The 21576-nt window shown below is 65.9% G+C and carries 20 protein-coding genes, 1 pseudogene and 1 riboswitch; of the genes and pseudogenes, 8 read left to right on the plus strand and 13 right to left on the minus strand.

Annotated features, from left to right (window positions below; all coding sequences use genetic code 11):
* Nucleotides 1-145 (minus strand): annotated as a pseudogene (locus EH240_RS19230) (IS1380 family transposase); the annotation flags it as partial.
* A gap of 192 nt (nucleotides 146-337) precedes the next feature.
* On the opposite strand from EH240_RS19230, the gene EH240_RS19235 reads away from it, so the two are divergent.
* Nucleotides 338-958 carry a C39 family peptidase gene (locus EH240_RS19235; protein WP_125001326.1) on the plus strand — a complete coding sequence of 207 codons (621 nt, stop codon included), beginning with the start codon at nucleotides 338-340 and terminating at the stop codon, nucleotides 956-958.
* Nucleotides 959-975: 17 nt separating this feature from the next.
* Complete coding sequence (locus tag EH240_RS19240) at nucleotides 976-2046, plus strand: D-alanine--D-alanine ligase family protein (protein ID WP_425374812.1); 1071 nt, start codon at nucleotides 976-978, stop codon at nucleotides 2044-2046.
* A 77-nt stretch (nucleotides 2047-2123) separates the two neighbouring features.
* Here the strand turns inward: EH240_RS19240 and EH240_RS19245 are convergent, their stop codons facing one another.
* The 3 genes from EH240_RS19245 to EH240_RS19255 all read right to left on the minus strand — a co-directional run bounded on the left by EH240_RS19245 (nucleotide 2124) and on the right by EH240_RS19255 (nucleotide 5804).
* On the minus strand, nucleotides 2124-3176 hold the full coding sequence (locus tag EH240_RS19245) for a substrate-binding domain-containing protein (RefSeq protein WP_125001332.1): 1053 nt from the start codon (nucleotides 3174-3176) through the stop codon (nucleotides 2124-2126).
* A gap of 41 nt (nucleotides 3177-3217) precedes the next feature.
* The gene (locus tag EH240_RS19250) at nucleotides 3218-4213 is read right to left on the minus strand and encodes an ABC transporter permease (protein WP_125001334.1); all 996 of its coding nucleotides are present in this window, start codon (nucleotides 4211-4213) and stop codon (nucleotides 3218-3220) included.
* Nucleotides 4214-4292: 79 nt separating this feature from the next.
* Nucleotides 4293-5804, minus strand: coding sequence for a sugar ABC transporter ATP-binding protein (locus tag EH240_RS19255; protein ID WP_125001337.1), 1512 nt, complete (start codon nucleotides 5802-5804; stop codon nucleotides 4293-4295).
* Nucleotides 5805-5940: 136 nt separating this feature from the next.
* Here EH240_RS19255 and mtnK point away from each other — a divergent pair, with 136 nt between their 5' ends.
* From mtnK to EH240_RS19285, 6 genes are all read left to right on the plus strand, one after another.
* A complete protein-coding gene (mtnK, locus tag EH240_RS19260) occupies nucleotides 5941-7215 on the plus strand; it encodes an S-methyl-5-thioribose kinase (RefSeq protein ID WP_125001340.1) in 1275 nt (424 codons plus the stop codon).
* On the plus strand, nucleotides 7212-8306 hold the full coding sequence (gene mtnA, locus EH240_RS19265) for an S-methyl-5-thioribose-1-phosphate isomerase (protein ID WP_125001343.1): 1095 nt from the start codon (nucleotides 7212-7214) through the stop codon (nucleotides 8304-8306). The genes mtnK and mtnA overlap by 4 nt, the downstream gene beginning before the upstream one ends.
* 215 nt (nucleotides 8307-8521) lie before the next feature.
* Nucleotides 8522-8666, plus strand: a riboswitch (FMN riboswitch).
* Between the two features lie 76 nt (nucleotides 8667-8742).
* Entirely contained in the window at nucleotides 8743-9210 is a 468-nt protein-coding gene (locus tag EH240_RS19270) for a 6,7-dimethyl-8-ribityllumazine synthase (protein WP_125001346.1), read from the plus strand.
* A 182-nt stretch (nucleotides 9211-9392) separates the two neighbouring features.
* Nucleotides 9393-10457, plus strand: a complete 1065-nt coding sequence (fba, locus tag EH240_RS19275) for a class II fructose-bisphosphate aldolase (RefSeq protein WP_125001349.1) — start codon at nucleotides 9393-9395, stop codon at nucleotides 10455-10457.
* 158 nt (nucleotides 10458-10615) lie between these two features.
* Nucleotides 10616-10774, plus strand: a complete 159-nt coding sequence (locus EH240_RS19280) for a peptide ABC transporter permease (RefSeq protein ID WP_125001353.1) — start codon at nucleotides 10616-10618, stop codon at nucleotides 10772-10774.
* A gap of 91 nt (nucleotides 10775-10865) precedes the next feature.
* Nucleotides 10866-11591: an MgtC/SapB family protein gene (locus EH240_RS19285; RefSeq protein ID WP_125001356.1), complete on the plus strand. Its 726-nt coding sequence runs from the start codon at nucleotides 10866-10868 to the stop codon at nucleotides 11589-11591.
* 44 nt (nucleotides 11592-11635) lie between these two features.
* On the opposite strand, the gene EH240_RS19290 is transcribed toward EH240_RS19285, so the two are convergent.
* The 9 genes from EH240_RS19290 to EH240_RS19330 all read right to left on the minus strand — a co-directional run bounded on the left by EH240_RS19290 (nucleotide 11636) and on the right by EH240_RS19330 (nucleotide 21574).
* Nucleotides 11636-12910 carry an amylo-alpha-1,6-glucosidase gene (locus tag EH240_RS19290; RefSeq protein WP_125001359.1) on the minus strand — a complete coding sequence of 425 codons (1275 nt, stop codon included), beginning with the start codon at nucleotides 12908-12910 and terminating at the stop codon, nucleotides 11636-11638.
* Nucleotides 12911-12926: 16 nt separating this feature from the next.
* Nucleotides 12927-13967 carry an ABC transporter ATP-binding protein gene (locus tag EH240_RS19295; RefSeq protein ID WP_125001362.1) on the minus strand — a complete coding sequence of 347 codons (1041 nt, stop codon included), beginning with the start codon at nucleotides 13965-13967 and terminating at the stop codon, nucleotides 12927-12929.
* 21 nt (nucleotides 13968-13988) lie between these two features.
* Nucleotides 13989-14837: a carbohydrate ABC transporter permease gene (locus tag EH240_RS19300; RefSeq protein WP_125001364.1), complete on the minus strand. Its 849-nt coding sequence runs from the start codon at nucleotides 14835-14837 to the stop codon at nucleotides 13989-13991.
* Entirely contained in the window at nucleotides 14834-15679 is an 846-nt protein-coding gene (locus EH240_RS19305) for a carbohydrate ABC transporter permease (protein WP_125001367.1), read from the minus strand. The genes EH240_RS19300 and EH240_RS19305 overlap by 4 nt, the downstream gene beginning before the upstream one ends.
* A gap of 112 nt (nucleotides 15680-15791) precedes the next feature.
* On the minus strand, nucleotides 15792-17063 hold the full coding sequence (locus tag EH240_RS19310) for an ABC transporter substrate-binding protein (protein ID WP_125001370.1): 1272 nt from the start codon (nucleotides 17061-17063) through the stop codon (nucleotides 15792-15794).
* Between the two features lie 36 nt (nucleotides 17064-17099).
* Nucleotides 17100-18143 (minus strand): LacI family DNA-binding transcriptional regulator, encoded by a 1044-nt coding sequence (locus tag EH240_RS19315; RefSeq protein ID WP_125001373.1) that lies wholly within the window; start codon nucleotides 18141-18143, stop codon nucleotides 17100-17102.
* 143 nt (nucleotides 18144-18286) lie between these two features.
* Complete coding sequence (locus EH240_RS19320; protein WP_125001376.1) at nucleotides 18287-19003, minus strand: ABC transporter ATP-binding protein; 717 nt, start codon at nucleotides 19001-19003, stop codon at nucleotides 18287-18289.
* Nucleotides 19000-20718 carry a branched-chain amino acid ABC transporter ATP-binding protein/permease gene (locus tag EH240_RS19325; protein ID WP_125001379.1) on the minus strand — a complete coding sequence of 573 codons (1719 nt, stop codon included), beginning with the start codon at nucleotides 20716-20718 and terminating at the stop codon, nucleotides 19000-19002. The genes EH240_RS19320 and EH240_RS19325 overlap by 4 nt, the downstream gene beginning before the upstream one ends.
* Complete coding sequence (locus tag EH240_RS19330) at nucleotides 20705-21574, minus strand: branched-chain amino acid ABC transporter permease (RefSeq protein ID WP_125001382.1); 870 nt, start codon at nucleotides 21572-21574, stop codon at nucleotides 20705-20707. The genes EH240_RS19325 and EH240_RS19330 overlap by 14 nt, the downstream gene beginning before the upstream one ends.
* Between the last annotated feature and the right edge of the window lie 2 nt (nucleotides 21575-21576).

The following is a 21576-nucleotide window of genomic DNA, read 5'->3' on the forward strand; positions in this document are numbered from 1 at the left end:
CGAACAGGCCAATGGCCTTGTCGGTATGGCGCAACAGAAGCATGCCGGCGTCCGAGGTGATGGCACCGCCGTCGAAACCGGCGACAACTTTGTGGCCGTCGAAGCCTTCAAATTCGAGCTGTTCGCAGATACAGTCTGTTTGCATCGGCTCTGTTCCGTGAATCCGTTAAGCCTTTGTTGCAAAAGCAGTTTTACAGATTCGCAGAGCCGATGCAGCCCTTACTTTGAGATATTCAGGCTAACTGGTCAAAATCCGCTCAAATCCTTCGCTTATTGCTCGAACAGCTTTAAGGGGTGCCTTGCGCCTCGCATGCGAGACACAAGGGCTGGAGCCGGTATGCAATCCAGGGAAGTGCCTTATTTCAGCCAGTGGGAATCGCCCGGCATGACTTTGCCGCTCCTGGCGGAGGGACCATCGGCTCTGCATCGCGATCCGCTATGGCGCAACTCCGGCGCGGATACGGTCGAGGACTATGCGCGCTGGGCTGTCAATGTCTGCGGCATGGCCTGCCTGAAGATGATCCTTGCCGCGCGCGGTGAAATCCATGCCACGCTGGAACTTGCCCGCGCCTGCACGACCTATGGCGGCTATGTCGTCAATGACGGGGACGGCTCGATCGAAGGGCTGATCTACGCGCCCTTCGTCAGGTTCGTCCACGAACGGTTCGGCCTGCCCGCCCAGACAATGACCGACGTCGATATCGCCGTGGTGTCCGGACTGCTTTCGCGGTGGCGCTATTTCATCGCTTCGGTGCATCCCGGCATCCGCTGGCCCGAGCGCATACCGCCATCGAAGGGCGGGCATTTGGTGCTGGTGACGGCAGCTTCGCCGGAGACGATCCGCTTCCACAACCCGTCCGGCCATGACCGGCAAAGCCAAGCGGACGTCACGCTGCCGCTCGCCAGTTTCGACCGCTTTTTCGCCCGGCGCGGCATCGCCGTCGGTTTCCAGTCCTGACCATTCCGGAGATATCGATGGCCGAGAAAAGACTGTGTATCGGTGTGTTGTTTGGCGGGCGCTCCGCCGAGCATGAGGTCTCGTTGCTTTCGGCGACCAATGTCATGCGCGCGCTTGACCCCGCGAAATACGATGCCGTTCCGATCTTCGTCACCCGCCAGGGGCAATGGCTGCTGAGCAGCTTCCAGGACGGCGCGCTGGCGACACCTTCAAGCGGCGCCGAGATCTGTCTCGTACCGGGCGGGCATGGACGAATGCTCGCCGTCCCGGCCGATGGGCCGCCTCACGAACTCCCTGCAATCGACATCCTGTTTCCCGTCCTGCACGGCCTGCATGGCGAGGACGGCGCCGCGCAGGGACTGGCGGAAGTGGCACGTGTGCCGCTTGCCGGCTGCGGCATCCTGGGTTCGGCCACGGCCCTCGACAAGGACATCGCCAAGCGGCTGCTGAAAGCGGCCGGCCTGCCGGCTGCACGGTCCGTCACAATACTGCCGGAAGCCGCGCCCGCCTTTGCGGAGATCGAGCAGGCGCTCGGGCTTCCGGTCTTCCTCAAGCCGGCCCGCCAAGGCTCCTCCGTTGGCGTCAGCAAGGTTTCCGGCGAACAGGACTACCAGGCAGCACTCGCCGAAGGTTTCAAGCACGACGGCAAGCTCCTGGCGGAGGAGTTCATCCGCGGCCGCGAGATCGAATGCAGCGTTCTGGAGGACGTGGCAGGAGGCCTCTTCGTCTCCCGTCCCGGCGAGATCGTGCCGGCCGAAAGCCACGGCTTCTACAGCTACGACGCCAAATATGTCGACAAGGATGGAGCAGCACTGAAGGTGCCTGCCGAACTGCCTGAAAAGATCGAAGGCGATATCCGCGAGACGGCCGCGAAAGCGTTCCGGGCGCTGGGCTGCGATGCTATGGCCCGCGTCGACTTTTTCGTCAGGCCGGACATGACATTCCTGATCAACGAGCTCAACACCATTCCGGGCTTCACCGACATCAGCATGTACGCCAAGGCAATGGCGGCGAGCGGTATCAGCTATCCGGAGGTCATCGACCGGCTGGTGGCGCACGGGCTGGCGCGTGCCGCCCGATCGGTCTGAGGTAGGGGAAGAACAGGCCGAATAAGCAAAAAGAGCGGCCCGAGAGCCGCTCTTGTCTTTTGCAAGCACGCCCGAGCCTACTTGGCGTTCGGGTTCGGCATCCAGGCGGGCATGGCGACATCGGCGTGGGCGAACTGCGGCAGCTTGGCCGACAGGTCCTCCATGTTCTTGATGTCCTTGTCGATGAGCTCCTTCTGGGTGATCAGCGTCGGCGGCACGATGACGTTATGGCCGGGATCCTCGCCGGCGAGCAGTTGCGCCAGGGCGCGCACCGAGACCTGGCCGACGACGGCCGGGTTGGTGGCGGCGGTCGCGGCCCAGGCGCTGTCCGGCTCGCGCATTGCCGCGATATCCGAGGTAGAGATGTCGGCCGAGTAGATCTTGATGCCCTTGTTAAGCCCCGCCTCGTCGACGGCGATCTTCACGCCCTTGGCGAACTCGTCATAGGGCGCGAACATCACCTTGATGTCGGGATGCGCCTGCAGCACCGAGCGCGCCTGGTTGGCGACGGAATTGGCGATCGGGTTGTCGAGCGTGCCGAACATGGCCGCTTCGTTGATGCCCGAATATTTCTTCTTCACGTCGACCCAGGTCTCGTTGCGGCGGTCGAGCGGCGCGATGCCGGCGACATAGACATAGCCGGCCTTCCAGCTCTCGCCATTGTCCTTGACCGCCTGCTCGAGAGCGAGGCGGGCAAGATCGCGGTCGGACTGCTCGATCTGCGGGATCTTCGGGTTCTCGACATTGACGTCGAAGGCGACGACCTTGATGCCGGCATCGACCGCGCGCTGGGCTGCGTCCTTCATCGATTCGGTCAGGCCGTGCTGGATGATGATGCCCTGCACGCCGAGCGCGATGGCCTGGTCGACCATGTCGGCCTGGAGGGCCGCGTCCTGGCGGCTGTCCAGCACGCGCAGGTCGACGCCGAGCGCCTTGGCCTGTGCCTCGACGCCGGAAAGATAGGCCTGGAAGAAGTCACCCGTCGAAAGGTACCGCACCAGCGCGATCTTGACGCCAGGCTTGTCGAACGGCGCCGGGCGGTCGGCCGCAAGGGCCGTGCCCTGCATCAGCAGCGCCGCGCCTGCAAGGCCAAGTGCGGCCTTGCCCAAAAGTCTTCTTGTGATGCTCACGTCGTTTCCTCCACTTGTTGAAATCCAACCCGGTCGAAATCCTATGTCCTGCCCCTGCCGGAAAGGGCGAAGGTGAAGACAAGGGCAACGACGAGAACGGCGCCCTTGACGAAATCCTGCGTGTAGTAAGGGGCGTTCATCATCGTCAGGCCTTGCAGCAGGACGCCGACGAACACCGCGCCGACGGCCGTGCCGAAGGCGTTGGGCTTGGCGGCGCCGAGCACCGCGTAGCCGATGAGCGCCGCAGCCACTGCGTCGAGCAGCAGATTATTACCCGAGGCGATGTCGCCGCGTCCAAGCCGGGCAGCAAGCAAAATCCCGCCGATCGAGGCAAAAACACCAGAAATGACGTAGGCCCAGATTTTGTATGCCTTGACAGGCGCGCCGGCGAGCTCGGCGGCGCGTTCGTTGCTGCCGACGGCATACATCATGCGGCCGAAGCGGGTGTATTCGAGGAAGAACCAGATCAGCACGGCGAGCGCGATGAGCACCACCACCGACACCGGGATCAGGTTCGGGATGAAGAAGTCGATGCGGTGGCGGCCGAGCGCCAGGAACGCCTCGCTGAACCTGCCGTTGGCGACCGAGCCGTCGGGCATGGTCATGCCGGTGGCAATCGAGCGGCCCTCGGTCGGGATGCGCTGCAGGCCGAGCAGCAGGAACATCATGCCGAGCGTGGCGAGCAGATCGGGCACGCGCATATAGACGATCAGCCAGCCATTGATCAGGCCGACGACCACGCCGATCGCCAGGCAGGCGATGACGGCGACGATGGCGTTCTGCTCCAGCACCACCATGGCGTAGGAGGCCGCCATCATGGCGCTGGTGGCGACCGAGCCGATCGACAGGTCAAAGCCGCCGACGACCAGCGTCGCGGTGACGCCGAGCGCCAGCACGCCGGTGATCGCCACCGACTGGAAGATGAAGACGGCACTTTGCGGCGAGACGAAACCGTCGGCGGCGATCGCGAAATAGCCGATCAGCCCGAACAAAAGCACGATGAAGCCATAGCGGATGGCATGGTCACGCAATGTCATCGAACGCTCCCGCGCTGTCGCCCTCTCCGCCAAACTGGAACTCATGCCTTTACTCCAAGTCTCGTCATTTCGTGCGATCTCACGCCGCACTGTGCAGCGGCCCGCCGGCCACTTGCGCCAGCAGCCGGTCGAGATCGATATCGACGTTCCTGTGCTCGCCGACGATCGTGTGTTCCGACATCACCAAGATACGGTCGGCGGTCTCCAGCGCCTCGTCGAGCTCGGTGACGAAGAGAAGCGTGGCGCGGCCGTCGGCGCTTGCCCTGAGCTTCGCGGCGATGTCGCGCCTTGCCGAGATGTCGACGCCCTGGAACGGCTCGTCGAGGATGAACAGCCGCGAGGCCTGCGACATCCAACGCGCCACCATCACCTTCTGCTGGTTGCCGCCGGAGAGCGCCGAGAGCTCGTCCTTCTCGGAGCGGCAGACGATGCCGAGCTCGTCGATCTGGCGGCGCGCGGCAGCGCGTTCTGCGCGCTTCTTCATGACACTGAGGCCCGACATGCGCTTGAGGAACGGCAGGCTGATGTTGCGCTCGATGTTGAAGCCGCCGACGATGCCGCTCATCGCGCGGTCCTTGGCGACGAGGAAGACGCCAGCGGCGATCGCCTCACGCGCTGATCCGGGCGTATAGGGCTTGCCGTCCATATGCATGGTACCGGCGAGCGGCCTGCGCACGCCGAACAGGGTTTCGGCAAGCGCCGTCTTGCCGACGCCGACGAGGCCGGTGATCGCCACCACCTCGCCGGCGCCGAGCGTGATCGAGATCGGCCTCGCGCCCTGCGCCAGCTGCAGGCCGTCGGCGGTGAAGACCGCACGCGCCGAGTTTCTGGCGACGACCCGGTCGAGGTGGATCTTGCGGCCGAGCATGGCGTTGACCGCGCCCTCATAGTCGAGCGGATTCCGGTCGAAGGTGCCGGAGATGATGCCGTCGCGCATCGAGACGATGCGATCGGCGAGCCGTCTGATGTCCGACATGCGGTGCGAGATGTAGAGGATGGCGACGCCCTGCCCGCGCAGCCGGTCGATCAGCGCAAACAGCCGGTCGGCTTCGGCGCTCGACAGCGACGAGGTCGGCTCGTCGAGGATCAGCACTTTCGGCTGGTGCGCCATGGCCCGCGCGATCGCCACCATCTGCCGGTCGGCCAATGACAAGTCGCTGACGCGCGCCCTAAGATCGATGGCAAGCCCCATGCGATCGGCGACCGCCCTGGCCTCGGCGCGGATAGCGGCAGGCTTGAACAGCAACGATGCGCCCTTGCCGCTCAACCGGTCGAGGGTAAGGTTGGTGGCGACGTCGAGATCGGCGACCACGCCGTCATTGATGTTCTGATGCACTGTGACGACACCGGCGCGGATCGCCTCCGCCGGCGACTTGGGATCGAACGCCTGGCCGGCGAGCCGCATGGTGCCTGCGCCGCGCTCGTAGACGCCGCTGACGATCTTGACCAGGGTGGATTTGCCGGCGCCGTTGGCGCCCATCAGCACGGTGACCTCGCCGGCATGCAATTCCACCGAGATGCCGCCAAGCACCTCGTTCTGGCCGAAGGATTTCCTCAGGCCCTCCACACGGAACACGGCATCTGCGCCCATTCGTTCCTCCCTGATCGTGACGCTATGGGCTCGCTCGGCAATTGTCAACACGATTGACAATTGCCAGAGCGCTCCCTAGCTTGGCCCCGCCGCCGTGGCTCCGCTATCGTTGGAAACCGCGAGCAGGAGGGTGAGGATGACCGGGAACAAGCCATTCGAAGCATTGTCGGTGGAGACGCTGCCGAAGCGCCTTGGCGAGAACGAGGCGCTGACCGAGCGCATCGGCAAGGATATTAGCCGTTGGAAGGTACGCGAGGTCGGCGACGGCAATTTGAACCTCGTCTTCATCGTCGAGGGCGACAAGGGCGCGGCGGTGGTGAAACAGGCGCTGCCCTATGTGCGGCTGGTCGGCGACAGCTGGCCGCTGCCGCTCAAGCGCTCCTTCTTCGAATATCATGCGCTGACCAGGCAACAGGCGCGCGCGCCCGGCTCGGTGCCGGCGATCTACCATTTCGACGAGACCCAAGCGCTGATCGTGATGGAGTATCTGTCGCCGCCGTACATCATCCTGCGGCGGGCGCTGATCGACGGCCGCGAGCTGCCGAACCTCGCGCGCGACATCGGCCTGTTCATGGCGCGCACGCTGTTCCGAGGCTCGGACCTGTCGATGGTGGCGCGCGAGCGCAAGGCCGATCTGGCGCTGTTCGCCGATAATGTCGAGCTCTGCGACATCACCGAGAACCTGGTGTTCTCCGACCCCTATTTCGACGCCAGGATGAACCGGCACACCAGCCCGCAACTCGACGGCCTGGTGGCCGAGCTGCGCGCCGACCGCGACCTCAAGGTCGAGGCGCAGCGGCTGAAGCATCTTTTCGCCGCCAATGCCGAGACGCTGTTGCATGGCGACCTGCATTCGGGCTCCATCATGGTCACCGACACCGAGACCCGGATGATCGATCCGGAGTTCGCCTTCTACGGCCCGATCGCCTTCGATGTCGGCATGCTGCTTGCCAATTTCTGGATGGCCTTCTTCTCGCAGCGCGGCCATGAGGAGAACGGCAGCCGGGATTCAATGCGCGCCTATCTGCTCAAGGTCACCGCCGAGACCTGGGCCGTCTTCCGCGCCGAGTTCTCGCATCTGTGGCGGACCGAGCGCACCGGCATGCTCTATCAGCGGAGCCTGTTCGAGGATCAAGGTGACAGGCTGGGCGCCGAACAGGCGCTCGACCATATGCTCTCCGGCATCTGGACCGACCTGCTCGGCTTTGCCGGCATCGAGGTTCATCGGCGCATCCTCGGCCTCGCCCACAATGCCGATTTCGAGACCATTGCCGATCAGGACCTGCGCGCCAAATGTGAGACAAAGGCGCTGCGCTTCGGCCGCCACATCGCCGTCAACCGGCGCCAGATCCACAGCATCGATGAGGTCAACACCCTGGCCGCGCTGATCGAGCAGGAGAGCAGAATTTGAACGTCGGCGAGCGCCACTACCGCAGCATCTGGCCGAGCGACGACAAGCGTTCGATCGAGATCATCGACCAGCGTTGGCTGCCGCATGAATTCCGCATCGAAAAGGTCGGAACCGTCGCCGGCATCGCCACCGCGATCCGCGACATGTGGGTGCGCGGCGCGCCGCTGATCGGCGTCACCGCCGCCTATGGCGTCGCCATCCAGATGACAGACGATGCGTCGGACGAAGCGCTCGACGCGGTGTGGGAGACGCTGCACGGGACGCGGCCGACGGCAATCAACCTGCGCTGGGCGCTGGACGAGATGCGACGTTTTCTCAAGCCGCTCGCGCCGGAGCATCGCGCCGAGGCCGCCTACCGGCGCGCCGCCGAGATTGCCGACGAGGATGTCGGGCTGAACCGCGCCATCGGCGAGAACGGCCTTGCCATCATCAAGGAGATCGCGGCGCGCAAGAAGCCGGGCGAGAGCGTCAACATCCTCACCCACTGCAATGCCGGCTGGCTGGCGACGGTCGACTACGGCACGGCCACCGCGCCGATCTATCTGGCGACGGAGGCCGGCATCCCGGTGCATGTCTTTGTCGACGAGACCCGGCCGCGCAACCAGGGCGCCCAGCTGACGGCCTGGGAGATGGCCGGCCACGGCGTGCCGCACACGCTGATCGTCGACAATGCCGGCGGCCACCTGATGCAGCGTGGCGACATCGACATGGTGATCGTCGGCACCGACCGCACCACCGCCAATGGCGACGTCTGCAACAAGATCGGCACCTATCTCAAGGCGCTCGCCGCCGCCGACAACGACGTGCCCTTCTATGTTGCGCTCCCCTCACCCACCATCGACTGGACGGTCGCCGACGGGCTCGCCGAGATCCCGATCGAGGAGCGCGCGAGTGACGAGGTTTCCCTGGTCTGGGGCAAGACGGCCGACGGCAAGATCGCCCAGGTGCGCGTTTCACCCGACGCGACGCCGGCGGCGAACCCGGCCTTCGACGTGACGCCCGCGCGACTGGTAACGGGCCTGATCACCGAGCGCGGCGTGGCCAAGGCCTCGCGCGAGGGGTTGAAGGCGATGTTTCCGGAGCGGGGGTAATCTCCCCCTCGAGGGCGAGATGGCCCGAAGCGGTCAGAGGGGGTCGCCTCGCATAGATCGCCGACTTCGTCTGTCCGCCGCGAAGGACGTTGCGCTCCACGCGCAGCGCCCCCCTCTGTCGCCTGCGGCGACATCTCTCCCACTTGGGTCCCTCGTGGGGGATTACTCGCACCGGCAATTGACAGCGCCGCTCCGCCCTTCCATACAGGCCGCGTCAATGTTCTCAGGGCGGGGTGAAAGTCCCCACCGGCGGTAAGGGTCTAGGCCCAAGCCCGCGAGCGCTTCCTGGCAACAGGAGGGTCAGCAGATCCGGTGCGATTCCGGAGCCGACGGTCACAGTCCGGATGGAAGAGAACGTACGCAGGACGGTCCGCTCGCGCGGGCCGGTTTTTGCGTCGTGCGTCCTGATTCTGGTTCGAAACGGAAGGAAGGACCCATGAATCAGCATTTCCCCAAAGACCAACAGACCCGCCGCGTCGCCGTCATCCGGGCGCGCTGGCATGCCGACATCGTCGACCAGTGCGTCGCGGCCTTCGAGGCGGAGCTTGGCGCTGTCGGCGGCTTTGCCGTCGATATCTTCGACGTGCCCGGCGCCTACGAGATCCCGCTGCACGCCAAGACGCTCGCCCAGACCGGCCGCTACGCCGCGATCCTCGGCACCGCCTTTGTCGTCAATGGCGGCATCTACCGGCACGATTTCGTGGCCAGCGCAGTCATCGACGGAATGATGAATGCACAGCTTGCAACCGGCGTGCCGGTGCTCTCGACCGTGCTCACGCCGCACAATTACCATGAGAGCGCCGAGCACCACCGCTTCTTCCACGAGCATTTCAAGGCGAAGGGCAAGGAAGCCGCGAAGGCCTGTGTCGAGATCCTCGCTGCGCGCGAGCGGATCGCCGCCTGAAACAAGGGCGTTGCCGGCGCCACAACCGGCAACGCCCTCCTCGCCGGCATTGCGACCATGCCGTAACAAGATTTGCTTCGGCGACGGTTGCGGTTCGGCGGAATTCCGGCCAGAAGCATCGGGGCCGGCCGACAAGCGGGCGGCCTTAGCACGGCTCGAAACCAGATACGGGAGACTATTGGGTGGCTCGCATCACACTGAGACAATTGCTCGACCATGCCGCCGAACACGGCTATGGCGTGCCTGCCTTCAACATGAACAATATGGAACAGGGGCTCGCCATCATGGAGGCGGCCGAGGAGACCAGGTCGCCGGTCATCCTGCAGGCCAGCCGCGGCGCCCGCGCCTATGCCAATGACGTGGTGCTGGCCAAGCTGATCGACGCGCTGGTCGAGATCCACCCCGACATCCCGGTCTGCATGCATCTCGACCACGGCAACAACGAAGCGACCTGCGTCACCGCGATCCAGTACGGCTTCACCTCGGTGATGATGGACGGCTCGCTGAAGGAGGACGGCAAGTCGCCGGCCGATTATACCTACAATTCCGGCATCACCCGGCGCGTCGTCGACATGGCGCATTGGGGCGGCGTCTCGGTGGAAGGCGAGATCGGCGTGCTCGGCTCGCTGGAGAGCGGCGGCGGCGAGCAGGAAGACGGCCACGGCGTCGAAGGCGCGATCAGCCACGACCAGCTGCTCACCGATCCTGTCCAGGCCGAGCAGTTCGTGCGCGACACCCATGTCGATGCGCTGGCCGTTGCCATGGGCACCAGCCACGGCGCCTACAAATTCTCGCGCAAGCCGGACGGCGCGGTGCTGGCGATGAACGTGATCGAGGAGATCCACCGCCGCCTGCCCAACATGCATCTCGTCATGCACGGCTCGTCCTCGGTGCCGGAGGAGCTGCAGGAGATCATCAACAAATATGGCGGCCAGATGAAGCCGACCTGGGGCGTGCCGGTGGAGGAGATCCAGCGAGGCATCAAGCACGGCGTGCGCAAGATCAACATCGACACCGACAACCGCATGGCGCTGACCGGCGCGATCCGCAAGGTGCTGACCGAGAATCCGTCAGAGTTCGATCCGCGCAAATATCTGACGCCGGCCATGGCGGCGATGAAGAAGCTCTGCAAGGAGCGCTTCGAGCAGTTCGGCACCGCCGGCAACGCGCCGAAGATCAAGCCGATCCCCTTGTCGGACATGGCCAAGCGATACAAGTTGGGCAGCCTCGATCCGAAATTCGGCTGAAAAAGCCATCTCCCGCGGCCGACTGAAACCCGGCCGCGGGGAAGCCCGCCGCTTGCTTGCCGATCGCCCAAGCAGCTTCAATTCGGCGGAACTTCATTTCGGCAAATCGGTTCCTGCTCTGACACCTCTGATGCTCGCCCGCCGGGAAGGAGCAGACCATGAGCAAGGATCGCGACAGAGAAGGACCGGTCTTTTCCGGCCAGGACGCGCGACAGGGCGAAATCATCCTGCGCACGCGCACCCGGCGCATCATCTTCATCGCCGGGCTGGTCGGCATCGTCGTGCTGGCGCTGGTGCTGAGCTTCGCCATCCGGTGATGGAGGGGCGTGGCCACGGAACCATCCGCGGCCGAGCATAGTTGAACGTCCCAGACGCAACGGAGGGGCGGTCACGCTGCCCTGACGGACGATGTTCGAGCCGCTTTGCTGCGACATGCCGCTTCATCCGACCTGGCCGGACCTCCTGGCGCGACTCCTGGCAACACTTGTGGCGGGTTTCCTCATCGGCCTGAACAGGGAAGCGCGCGGCCACTCCGCCGGGCTGCGCACGACCATTCTGGTCGGGCTGGCGGCTTGCATAGCAATGGTCCAGGCCAACATGCTGCTCGACTTGACCGGCAAGGGGCCGGATTCCTTCGTGCGCATGGACGTGATGCGGTTCCCGCTCGGCGTGCTGACCGGCGTCGGCTTCATCGGCGGCGGCACCATACTGCGGCGCGGCGACCTCGTCACCGGGGTGACCACCGCCGCCACCATGTGGATCATGACCATGATCGGGCTGGCCTTCGGCGGCGGCCAGTTCAGTCTCGGCGCGATCGCGACGGTGCTGACCCTGGTGACGTTGCAGGCGCTGAAATGGGTCGATCTCAAGATCCGGCGCGACCACCACGCCATCATTTCGGTCTCATGGCCGAAAGCCTCTCCGCCCGATCTCCAGGAGATGGTGAGCCCGCTCGGCTACGATGCCCGCTTGATCGGCATGGAGCACGACATCGGCCGCGACCGCTTCGTGTTTTCCTTCAAGCTCGGATGGAGACAGCCCGAAGCTGTCGAGCCTTCCACGGACGTTCTGGCGCTGGTCGGCCGGCACTGCGAGGTCGAACGGCTGGAGATGATCGGCGAGAAGATGTCCTGAGCGTGCCGAATTTCGGTGCCGTGGCCGAGGCCCTGGCGGCACGCTTACACCCCGCGCAAGAACTCGATCACCATGGCCGCCGTCCAGGTGAAGCGGCCGCCGCCGAGCGGTTCACCGGTGAGGGGGTCGTAATATTCAGCGAAGCCGCTTTCGGTGATCAGGTCGAGGCTGGAATGAGTGATGCGCCGGGCGACCTCCGCATGGCCGGCGGCGAGAAGCCCGTCGGCGATCATATAGTTGACCACCAGCCAGACCGGGCCGCGCCAGTAGCGCTTGGCGTCGAAGCGAGGGTCGTCGGGATCGTGCGAGGGCACGATGTGGCGGGCCTTGCCGGCGAGGCGCTCGACGCTTGCGGCGATCGCGGCGGCGCGCGCCTCCGGGATGGCAGAGAAGACCGGCAGGATGCCGCCGACGGAAGCGCCGTCGACGAGCTTGCCGGTGATGCGGTCGAGGCAGAGATACTGGCCGTGCGCCTCGCTCCACAGCCGCTCCATCGCAGCCAGGCCTTTTTTGGCGCGGGCGCGGTTGGCGCGGGCGATTTCCGTTTCGCCCAGCTCTTCGGCCAGATCGGCAAGGTCGGCCGAAGCGCGGATCAGGATGGCATTGAAGCCGGGATCGACGACCTGGAAGGGCGAGGCGTCGTGCAGCCTGGCATTGTCCCAGCCGAGCCCACGGAAATGCTGCACCAGCCATAGGTAGCGGTCGTATTGCGCCTGCGTCGGACGATGCGCCGGATCGGCATGCAGGATGTCGCGGCGCGTATAAGGCTCGACACCTTCGGTCGGCACGCGCTCGAAGGCATCGTCCCAATCGATCGAATTGTCGCGGCCGGACTCCCAGGGATGGATGATAGCGACCAGCCCCTCGCCTCTCGGGTCGCGGTTCTCGTAGAACCAGCGGTGCCAGGCATCGATCTTCGGCAGCAGCGCGCGGGCACGTTCGGCTGCCAGAACCTTGTCCGTGGCGCGGTCGAACAGGCGGCGCACGGCAAAACCGGCGACCGCCGGCTGGGTGATGCCTGAAGTCGCTGTCGGTCGGCCGGTGCGCCAGACTTCGGGCCCGGGAAAATAGCCGTCGCTCCAAACGTGGAAGACGATGTGCGGCACCATGCCGTCGGGCCATTGATGCGCGAACAAGGTCTCGATCTCCGTCCAGGCGCGCGCCTCGTCGTAGTGGGCAAGGCCGAGCGCGGTCAGGCAGGAGTCCCAGTTCCATTGGAAGGGGTAGAGGCCTTTGGTCGGGATGGTGTAGGCGCCGTGGTCGTTCTCCTTCAGCACCTCGACGGCGCGGGCGACGATATCTTTGGCGGATGCGGTCATGGCGGCTTCAGATCTTTCAGATGGCATGCGTCGTTTCGGGATCGAACCAGCGGATGCGGTCGGGCTTGGGGGCGAGCCGCAAGCGGTCGCCCGCGGTAACGGCGACATTGGAGTCCAGCACGGCGCGGAACAGGCCGCCCTCGACATCGCAGGTGACCAGCGTGTGCGGCCCGAGCGGCTCGATGACGCGCACGGTGGCGGGTAAGCCGGCCTCGCCGGCTTCGACATCTTCGGGCCGGATGGCGAATTCGATCGCCTGCCTGTCCGACTTCGGTCCCGGCAGCGTCAACCCGGCGACGCTCCAGCTTCCGTTCGCGGCCTTCACCGCGGGCAGGAAATTCATCGGCGGGTTGCCGATGAAGGAGCCGACGAAGCGCGCGGCCGGATTGCGGTAGACCTCGACCGGCGAGGCCGCCTGGATGATGCGGCCCTGATGCATGACGGCGATGCGGTCGGCGAGGCTCATCGCCTCGACCTGGTCGTGCGTGACGTAGATTGTGGTGGTCTTCGAGGCTGCGAGCACGCCCTTGAGCTCGGCCCGCATCTCCAGCCGCAGCAAAGCGTCCAGGTTGGACAGCGGCTCGTCCATCAGGATGACGTCCGGCTCCATGGCAAGCGCGCGGGCAACCGCGACGCGCTGGCGTTGGCCACCGGACAACTGGCCGGAATAGCGCTTCAAAAGCTGCTCGATATGCATCAGCTCGGCAGTGCGGTTGACGCGGCGCTCGACGTCGACCTGCGGCAGCTTCTTCATGCGCAGGCCGAAGGCGATGTTCTCGAACACGGTCAGATGCGGAAAGACGGCATAGTTCTGGAACACCATAGCGATGCCGCGGTCGCGCGGCGGCAGATGGTCGACGCGGCGGCCGCCGATCCAGACCTCGCCCTGGCTCGGGCTCTCCAGCCCGGCGACGATCCTGAGCAGCGTGGTCTTGCCGCAGCCCGAGGCGCCGAGCAGCACCATGAATTCCTGGTCGGCGATGGTGAGGTCGACCTGATGCAGCGCGGTGAAGCCGCCGAAGCGCTTGGCCACTCCCTTGATGACGATTTCAGCCATGAGCGTTCTCCGTCTCGCGCGTCATCGGTTGGCGATCCCCCACATGGCGAACAGATATTTCCTGACGGCGAAGATGAAGATCAGCGCCGGCACGACCAGGGCCGCGCCGCCGGCGAATTTGAGATAGAGCGGCGACTCGCCAAGGCTCTGCAGCAGGAAGGCGGTCAGCGTGCGGTTCTCGATGGTGAGCACGGCGGCGGCGAACACCTCGTTCCAGGAGATGGTGAAGGCAAAGACGGCCGAGGCGGCAATGCCGGGCAGGGCCAGCGGCAGGATCACCTTGCGAAAGGCCTGCAGCCTGGTGCAGCCGAGCGTCCAGGCCGCTTCCTCGAGCTCGACCGGGATGCCGGAGAACAGCGAGAAGGTGATCAGCACCGCGAAGGGCAGCGCCAGCGTGGTGTGCACCAGCGCCAGGCCGAGCGCGGTGTCGTCGAGCCCGGTGCGGATGAACATCACCGCCAGCGGCAAAGCCAATAGCGGAAGCGGGAAGGCGCGGGTCATCAGCACCAGGAAGCGGAAGGTTTCCTTGCCCGGAAAGTCGAAGCGCGACAGCGCATAGCCGGCCGGCGCGCCGAAGCCGATGGAAAGGACCATCGTCAGCGTGGCGACGAGGACCGAGTTCCACAACGCCCTGGCGACGCCGGCGAAATTGATGAAGAAGGCGAGGCTGCCGACATCGAAGGACGGGAAGAAGCGCTTGGGAAAGGCGGTCACCTCTTGCGGTGACGACAGCGCGTTGACGATCAGGAGATAGATTGGCAGCAGCACCCAGATGCAAAGCAGGATAGCTGTGGCGACGAGCAGCCAGTCGCCGGCCTTGCGCGCATCGGCGGTCGCGGCGGCGACAGGCGCTTCGGCGACGGCGCTCATATGCGCGCCTCCCTGGGTACGCGCAGAACCCTGAGGAAGAACAGCGTGAAGCCGATCGAGATGGCGAGGATGAGCAGCGCCGAGGCGGCGGCGACATTGCGGTCCTGCAGGGTGAATTGCCAGTTGTAGGTCTCGCCCATCAGCACCGGCAGATTGGTGCCGCCAAGGGCGGCGACCACGGCAAAGACCTCGAAGGCGAGGATGACGCGCAGGATGATCGCCGTCTGCAGCGAGGGGCGAAGTAGCGGAAGCGTGATGCGGACGAAGCGCTTCCATGGGCTCGCGCCGAAGACCTCCGCCGCCTCGTGATACTCCCTGGGGATCAGCCCCATGCCGGCGACGAGGATGACCATCATGATTGCGGTGGCGCGCCAGATCTCGGCCAGCACCACGGCGATGAAGATGGTCAGCTTGCTCTGATAGCCGAGGAACATGATCGGCCGGTCGACGATGCCGAGGCCGGAAAGCAGCGTGTTGAGGAAGCCGGACTGGTCGAAGATCGCAAGCCAGATCAGGCCGGCGGCAAGATCGGAAATGCCGAGCGGAATGGCGAAGATGTAGAGCGCTGCACTGCGCCCGGTCTCCAGCCGCGACACGACGCTCGCCATCAGCAGCGCCATGGCGAGCTGGATCGGCACGACGATTGCCGCAAGCAGCAGCGTGTTGCGCACCGTGGCCGGGAACTTCCAGCTGCCCGCCATGGTGCGGAAATTGTCGAGCGTGAAGGCGCCGTCGCGCGTCACCGCTTCGAAAGCGACCAGCGCGAAGGGATAGAGGAAGAAGACGCACAGGAACAAGGTCGCCGGCATCAGCAGCAGATAGGGCAGAGCCTTGCCGTTCATGTGGTGTCCTTTGCGCGCTGCGGCTCGAGTGCCGCGGTCGAGTGTGCTGCGGTCTGGGCGCCCGGAGCGCAACAAGCTCCGGGCGCCCCCTCGGGAGGATCCTGATTGCGACCTATTCCACCGGGCAGGCGCCCTCGGACGGCTTGTCGGGCGCCCAGCACGGCGCCTTGGCCTGGTCGATGATCGCCTTGAGCGCAGCCGCCTGCTCTTCCAGCACGCCGTGCACGTCCTCGCCGCCGAGCACGATGCGCTCGAAGCTGTCGCTGTATATCTGGTTGAACTTGCCGCCGAGATCGCCGAGCCCCATCGGCAGCAGCGCCGGCAGCGCATCGGGTGCGCCCGTCATGGCGGCGATCGCCACGCTGAAGGCCTTGACCGAGGCCGGCATGTCGTCGGGCAGCTTGACGTCGATGACGGGGAAGAAATTGGTCGCCTTCAGCGTGGCGATCTGCGTTTCCGGCTTCAGCATATAGGCGACCAGCGCCTTGGCCTTGTCCACATCTGGCGACGTCATCGGGATGGCGACGCCGGCCACGACCGGCATGAAGCCCCGGCCCGCCGGGCCCGCCGGCGCGGGGAAGGCGACGAAGTCGTCGGGCTTCTGGTTGAAGGCATCGGCGAGCCGCGCGACATGGTCGAAGGCGATCCAGACCTCGCCGGTCAGGAGCGGCTCCTGCATGAAGGCGTAGTTGGTCGAGTTGGGGTTGGTGTACTGCCACAGCTCCTTGAACTTGTTCCAGGCCGTCTCGGCTTCGGGCGAGCGGAATTTCGTCACCATCGAACCGGTGTAGGACGGATAGAGGAAGCCCTCGAAGAAACGGTGCTTCAGCCCCTTGGGACCGGCCGGGAAGCCGAGCTTCGGCGAGCCGGTATTTTCGGCGATATTCTTCGCCCATTCGATCAGCTGGTCGTAGGTGATCTTATTGAGGTCGACGCCGGCGGGCAGATATTGCAGCGCCTGCTTGTTAGCCGCCATCAGGAAGGTGGCCTGCATCCAGGGCAGGTATTTCTGCTCACCGGTGCCGAGCATGCCGAGTTTCTTGTAGACCTCGTTGACCTTCGCCTGGCCGATATCGACAGCGGACAGGTCGACAAGGTTGGCGCCGACGGTGGAGAAGTCGCCATGCAGGCCGCCAAGCACGCCGATCGTGCCGGAGCCGGCCTGCAATTCGGCCTGCAGGCGGGTGAGCCAGGGACCGTCCTCGGCGACCTGGTAGTCGACCGGGCCGTCGAAGCCCTTCAGCACCTGGTCGCGCATCTTTTGCGTTTCCTCGACCGGGCGCGCCTGTGTCGACCAGAACAGCACCTGCTGGGCGTAGGCGCCTCCAGCGGCAAGCGACAGCGCCAGCGCGGCGCCGGCCAGTTTCTTCAACGCATTCGTCATGCTCTTCCTCCCTGGGTGGGCGCCGTCATCGCGGCGTCAGCTTGTTTTCCTTGGTGCGGGTCCATGGCTTGCCCGCGGCACCAGCATCGGCCGGATCAGCCGCGTCAGCGGCTCGGCGGGCTTGTCGGCGATGACGGTGAGCAGCATGTCGGCGATCTCGCGCGCGCACTGGCGGATCGAGGCGTCGAATGTGGTGAGGCCAGGCGGCGCATAGGCCGAGGCAACGATGTTGTCGAAGCCGATGACGGAGAGGTCGCGCGGGACGGTGAGCCCGGCGCGGGCTGCCTCTTCCATCACCGTCAGCGCCAGCTCGTCGAACAGAGCGACGATGGCCGTCGGCCGGTCCGGCCCCTGCAGCATCCGGTTGACGGCCTGGATGCGGGCGCCGCGGTCGAAACGCGGCGCGGTCGCCACATCGAGCCGCACAGACGGGTCGCCGCGGCGACTGATGGCAGCAGCAAGACCGTCTTGCCTGAGGTGTCTGAAGGTCATCGGCTCGGAAATCGTCACCAGGCCGAAATGGCGGTGGCCGAGATCGTAGAGCATGTCGAAGGCTTCGCCGAAGGCGTGCGCGCCGTCGGTGTCGAGCCAGTGGTAGGCAAAGTCGCTGTCGAGCAGCCGGCCATGGGCGACGAAGGGAAAGCCGCGCCGGCGCAGGTAGGCGAGGCGCTCGTCGACCTCGGCGATGCGGGTGACGACGACGCCGTCGGCACGCCCGGATTCGACGACATGGCGCAGCACGTCGAGCTCGGCTTGATCCTGCGCGGCGGTGGCGAGGATGAGATCGGCGCCATGCGACACCAGCCCCTCGCCGAGCCCGGTGACGAACTCGCCGAGGAAGGAATCGACAAGATTGGGGCCGCGGATCGGCAGCACCAGGCCGACGAAGCCGCTGCGCCCGGAAACCAGTGCGCGCGCCGCGGTGTTGGGAACATAGCCGGCCTGGCGCGCCGCCCGGGCGACACGCTCGCGCGTCTTCAGCGCGATCTGCTGATGGCCCGCAAGCGCCCGCGACACTGTCGTGATCGACAGGCCGAGGCTCGCGGCAAGCTCCTTCAGCGTGGTGACACGAGCCGGCAATCATTCCTCCCGAATGCAACGTTGAAACGTTTGTAATTGCCTTTTGCAAAATTGCAAACGTTTTAAATCTTTCTCGCCGCGGCTCACTGTCCCGATGACGGCGCTATCGCCGGTTAGTGACTTTTGGCGTTCTGGGATGATGCCTAGTTCGCCTCGGCAGGGACCTCCGTCCCGCCGAGATAGAGCCGGTGCAATTCGTCCGGCGACTGGCGAAGCTTCGCGCAGTCGCCGTCATAGACGACGCGACCGCGGCTCATGACATAGGCGCGATTGCCGATCGACAGCGCGAGCGCCGCGAACTGCTCGACCAGAAGCACCGCGAGACCGTCGTCGGCGAGCTTGCGAACCGCCGTCATCAGCCGCGTGACAATGACCGGAGCGAGGCCTGCCGACATCTCGTCGATCAAAAGCACTTTCGGCCGGGTGAGCAAGGCACGCGCGATGACCAGCATCTGCTGCTCGCCGCCGGAAAGCAGGCTCGCCTTCACCGCGCGGCGCTGCAGCAGCTCGGGAAACAGCGCATAGGCCTCCGCCATATCGGCGCCCGGATGCAGGCTGACGCGCAAATTCTCGTCCGTCGTCAGCTGGCGGAAGACGGTGCGGCCCTGCTCGACATGGGCGAGCCCTTCGCGCGAGCGCGTCCCCGGCCGCGCGTTCTGCAGCTCACGGCCGTCGATGGCGATGGTGCCGCCGGCGACCGGGATGATGCCGGACAGGCCTTCGAGCAGCGTGGTCTTGCCGGCGCCGTTGGCGCCGAGCACGACGCTGATCGCGCCGCTCTCGGCGATGAGATCGACCGAGGTGACGACGGGAAGCTCGGCCCGGTTGATCGACAGGTTGGAAACGACGAGCCTGCTCATGCCGCCACGCTTTCTTCCTCGATGCCGAGATAGGCTTTTTTCACCGCGCGCTCGCCCAGCACCTTGGCCGGCGGGCCGGATGCGATCACCTGGCCGAAATCGAGCACGGTGACCTCCGAGCAGACCGCCCGCACCAGGTCCATGTCGTGCTCGACCAGGAGCACTGCCGAGCCGAAGAGCGTCGGGATCTCGGCGATGCGCCGGCCGAGCCGCAGCGTTTCCTCATGCGACTGGCCGGCGGCGGGCTCGTCGAGCAGCACGACGGCCGGACGGGCGGCGACCACACCGGCGACATCGAGCAGCCGCCTGGTCCCGGCGTCGACGGAGGCCACCAGCGTGTCGGGATGCGGGCAGTCCAGCCAGTCGAGCATCGCCTTGGTCTCGCTTGCCGACAGGCCCTTGGCCGCGAGCGCCAGATAGCCGCCGACGGTGAGTTCCGGCGCGATGCGGTTGGTCTGCCAGGTGCGGCGCACGCCCGCGCGGGCCCGCAGATGCGCCGGCATGCCTTCGAGCGGCCTGCCATCCAGCCGGACGCTGCCCTGATAGGAGGTCAGGAAGCCGGCGACCGCATCGATGAAGGTCGATTTGCCGGCGCCGTTCGGGCCGATCAGCCCGGCCACGGTGCCGGCCGCAACCGTCAGGCTGACATTGTTCAGCGCGACCACGCTGCCATAGCGAACGGTGAGCCCGTCGATGGCGAGCGCCGGGCCGGCGGCGCGCTCGACTGGCGCCGGCAATGCCGACGCGGATGCGACGGCGGCCTTCGACGCGCGGCCAGGCAGCAGCTTGCGGAACTGGCGCCGAAACGTCTCGCTCATCGTCTCGCCGGTCGACAGCGCCTGGGTGGCGCCGACGGCAAAAAGCACATTGCCGATGTCCTGCGGCCAGTCCAGCCGGCGCAGGATTTCCGGGAACATGACGACCAGCAGGCCGCCGATGATCGCGCCCTCGGCGAAATGCGCGCCGGTCATCACCGACACCGCATAGAGCGACAGCGACTGCATCATGCTGAAGTTCTCGGAGACCAGCGTGCCGAGATAGCCGGCGAGCAAGCCCCCCGAAATGCCGGCGACGAAGGCGCTGATGGCAAAGGCCGAGAGCTTGGCGGTGGCGATGCTGACGCCGTGCGCGGCGGCTGCACGCTCGGAATGGCGCACCGCCAGCCAGGAGGCGCCGAGCCGCGAGCGGCCGACGAATTCGAGCGCAACCGCGATCGCCAGGTAGAACAGCAGGACGAAGACGAAATAGCCCTCGTCGCTGTCGAACAGCTCCGGCCGCGGCACCTGCAGGAAGTCGGTCTGACCGGGATAGGTCATGGTCGCCAGAATGGTGTCGAAAGCGGTGGCGAAGGAGAGCGTGACAATGGCGAGGTTGATGCCGCGCAGCCTCAGTGCCGGCAAGCCGATGGCGATGCCGAGCGGCACCGCCGCCAGGCCGCCGATCGGGATCCACACGGCCAGGCCGCCCGGCGCCTCGGCGAGGTTGAGATAGCCGACCGTCCAGGCGCCGACGCCGGCGAACGACATCTGGCAAAGCGCGATCATGCCTGTGCGGCCGGCGACGAGGCCGAGGCTCTGCAGCGCGACGCTGGTGATCAGCACCGAGGTGGCGAGGAAGACCCAGTAGGACGGCAGCAGGCCGGCATAGGCGACACCACCGGCCACCAGCGCCACGACGACGAGGCTCAACGAGGCTCGGAGACTAGCGCGCTTCATCCCAACGGGCCTCCCGCTGCGACCAGAGGAGAACGGAAAGCACCACGAGGAAGGGAATGGCGCTGCGGTACTGGCTGACGCTGTCTATGGAGCTTGCCAGCCCCTCGACGACGCCGAGCGCGATGCCGCCGGCAAGCGTCCACCAGAAGCTGCGGAAGACGCCGACGAGCGCGGCAGCGAGCGCCGGCACGACAAGCAGACTCAGCGTCATGAAATTCGGCGAGCGCTGCGGCGCGATGATCATCAGCGCGAAGGTGGTGAAGGCGCCGGTCATGCCCCACACCAGAAGCGACAGGAGCTGCACGCGCACGCCGAGCAGTTCGGCCGCCATCGGCCGGTCCGCCAGCGCGCGCAAATTGAGGCCGACCTTGGTCCGGTTGAGGAAGAGGTCGGAGAGGATGGTGAAGAGCACCGCCAGTCCAATGGTCAGCACCGAGGCGATGGTCACCTCGACGCCGGCGAGACGGAAGGCGGAGCCCGGGAACAGCTCCGGCATGTTGTGCGGATGCTGGCCGCCGGTGAGGCGCAGCCCGATGGCGATCAGGCCGACGAGCAGCGCGACCGTCACCGCCGCCTTGGTCGAGGCGCTCGCCTCGCCGAACGATCGCGTCATGATGTAGCCGACAGCGACGCCGGTCAGCGTGCCCGCCGCGATGCCCGCCAGCACCGAGGGCCAGATCGGGAAGCCGGCTTCATAGAGCGCGATGAGCACGAAGGTCCCGGCGGCACCGATCGCGGCTCCGGTGAAGTTCACCACCGCGACGAGCCTGTAGGTGAAGACGGCGCAGACGCCGAGCAAGGCATAGGTGCCCCCGGCCGTCAGTCCTGCCACGGCGGATGTGAGCAATGCGTTCATCT

Origin of the sequence: Mesorhizobium tamadayense (assembly GCF_003863365.1) — a bacterium.
GTDB lineage: Bacteria > Pseudomonadota > Alphaproteobacteria > Rhizobiales > Rhizobiaceae > Mesorhizobium > Mesorhizobium tamadayense.

Coding starts and splice junctions, on each gene's coding strand:
- EH240_RS19235 (WP_125001326.1), top strand. CDS start 338: ATGCAATCCAGGGAAGTGCCTTATTTCAGCCAGTGGGAATCGCCCGGC.
- EH240_RS19240 (WP_425374812.1), top strand. CDS start 976: ATGGCCGAGAAAAGACTGTGTATCGGTGTGTTGTTTGGCGGGCGCTCC.
- EH240_RS19250 (WP_125001334.1), bottom strand. CDS start 4,213: ATGACATTGCGTGACCATGCCATCCGCTATGGCTTCATCGTGCTTTTG.
- EH240_RS19255 (WP_125001337.1), bottom strand. CDS start 5,804: ATGGGCGCAGATGCCGTGTTCCGTGTGGAGGGCCTGAGGAAATCCTTC.
- mtnK (WP_125001340.1), top strand. CDS start 5,941: ATGACCGGGAACAAGCCATTCGAAGCATTGTCGGTGGAGACGCTGCCG.
- EH240_RS19270 (WP_125001346.1), top strand. CDS start 8,743: ATGAATCAGCATTTCCCCAAAGACCAACAGACCCGCCGCGTCGCCGTC.
- EH240_RS19280 (WP_125001353.1), top strand. CDS start 10,616: ATGAGCAAGGATCGCGACAGAGAAGGACCGGTCTTTTCCGGCCAGGAC.
- EH240_RS19285 (WP_125001356.1), top strand. CDS start 10,866: ATGTTCGAGCCGCTTTGCTGCGACATGCCGCTTCATCCGACCTGGCCG.
- EH240_RS19290 (WP_125001359.1), bottom strand. CDS start 12,910: ATGACCGCATCCGCCAAAGATATCGTCGCCCGCGCCGTCGAGGTGCTG.
- EH240_RS19295 (WP_125001362.1), bottom strand. CDS start 13,967: ATGGCTGAAATCGTCATCAAGGGAGTGGCCAAGCGCTTCGGCGGCTTC.
- EH240_RS19300 (WP_125001364.1), bottom strand. CDS start 14,837: ATGAGCGCCGTCGCCGAAGCGCCTGTCGCCGCCGCGACCGCCGATGCG.
- EH240_RS19305 (WP_125001367.1), bottom strand. CDS start 15,679: ATGAACGGCAAGGCTCTGCCCTATCTGCTGCTGATGCCGGCGACCTTG.
- EH240_RS19310 (WP_125001370.1), bottom strand. CDS start 17,063: ATGACGAATGCGTTGAAGAAACTGGCCGGCGCCGCGCTGGCGCTGTCG.
- EH240_RS19320 (WP_125001376.1), bottom strand. CDS start 19,003: ATGAGCAGGCTCGTCGTTTCCAACCTGTCGATCAACCGGGCCGAGCTT.
- EH240_RS19325 (WP_125001379.1), bottom strand. CDS start 20,718: ATGAAGCGCGCTAGTCTCCGAGCCTCGTTGAGCCTCGTCGTCGTGGCG.
- EH240_RS19330 (WP_125001382.1), bottom strand. CDS start 21,574: ATGAACGCATTGCTCACATCCGCCGTGGCAGGACTGACGGCCGGGGGC.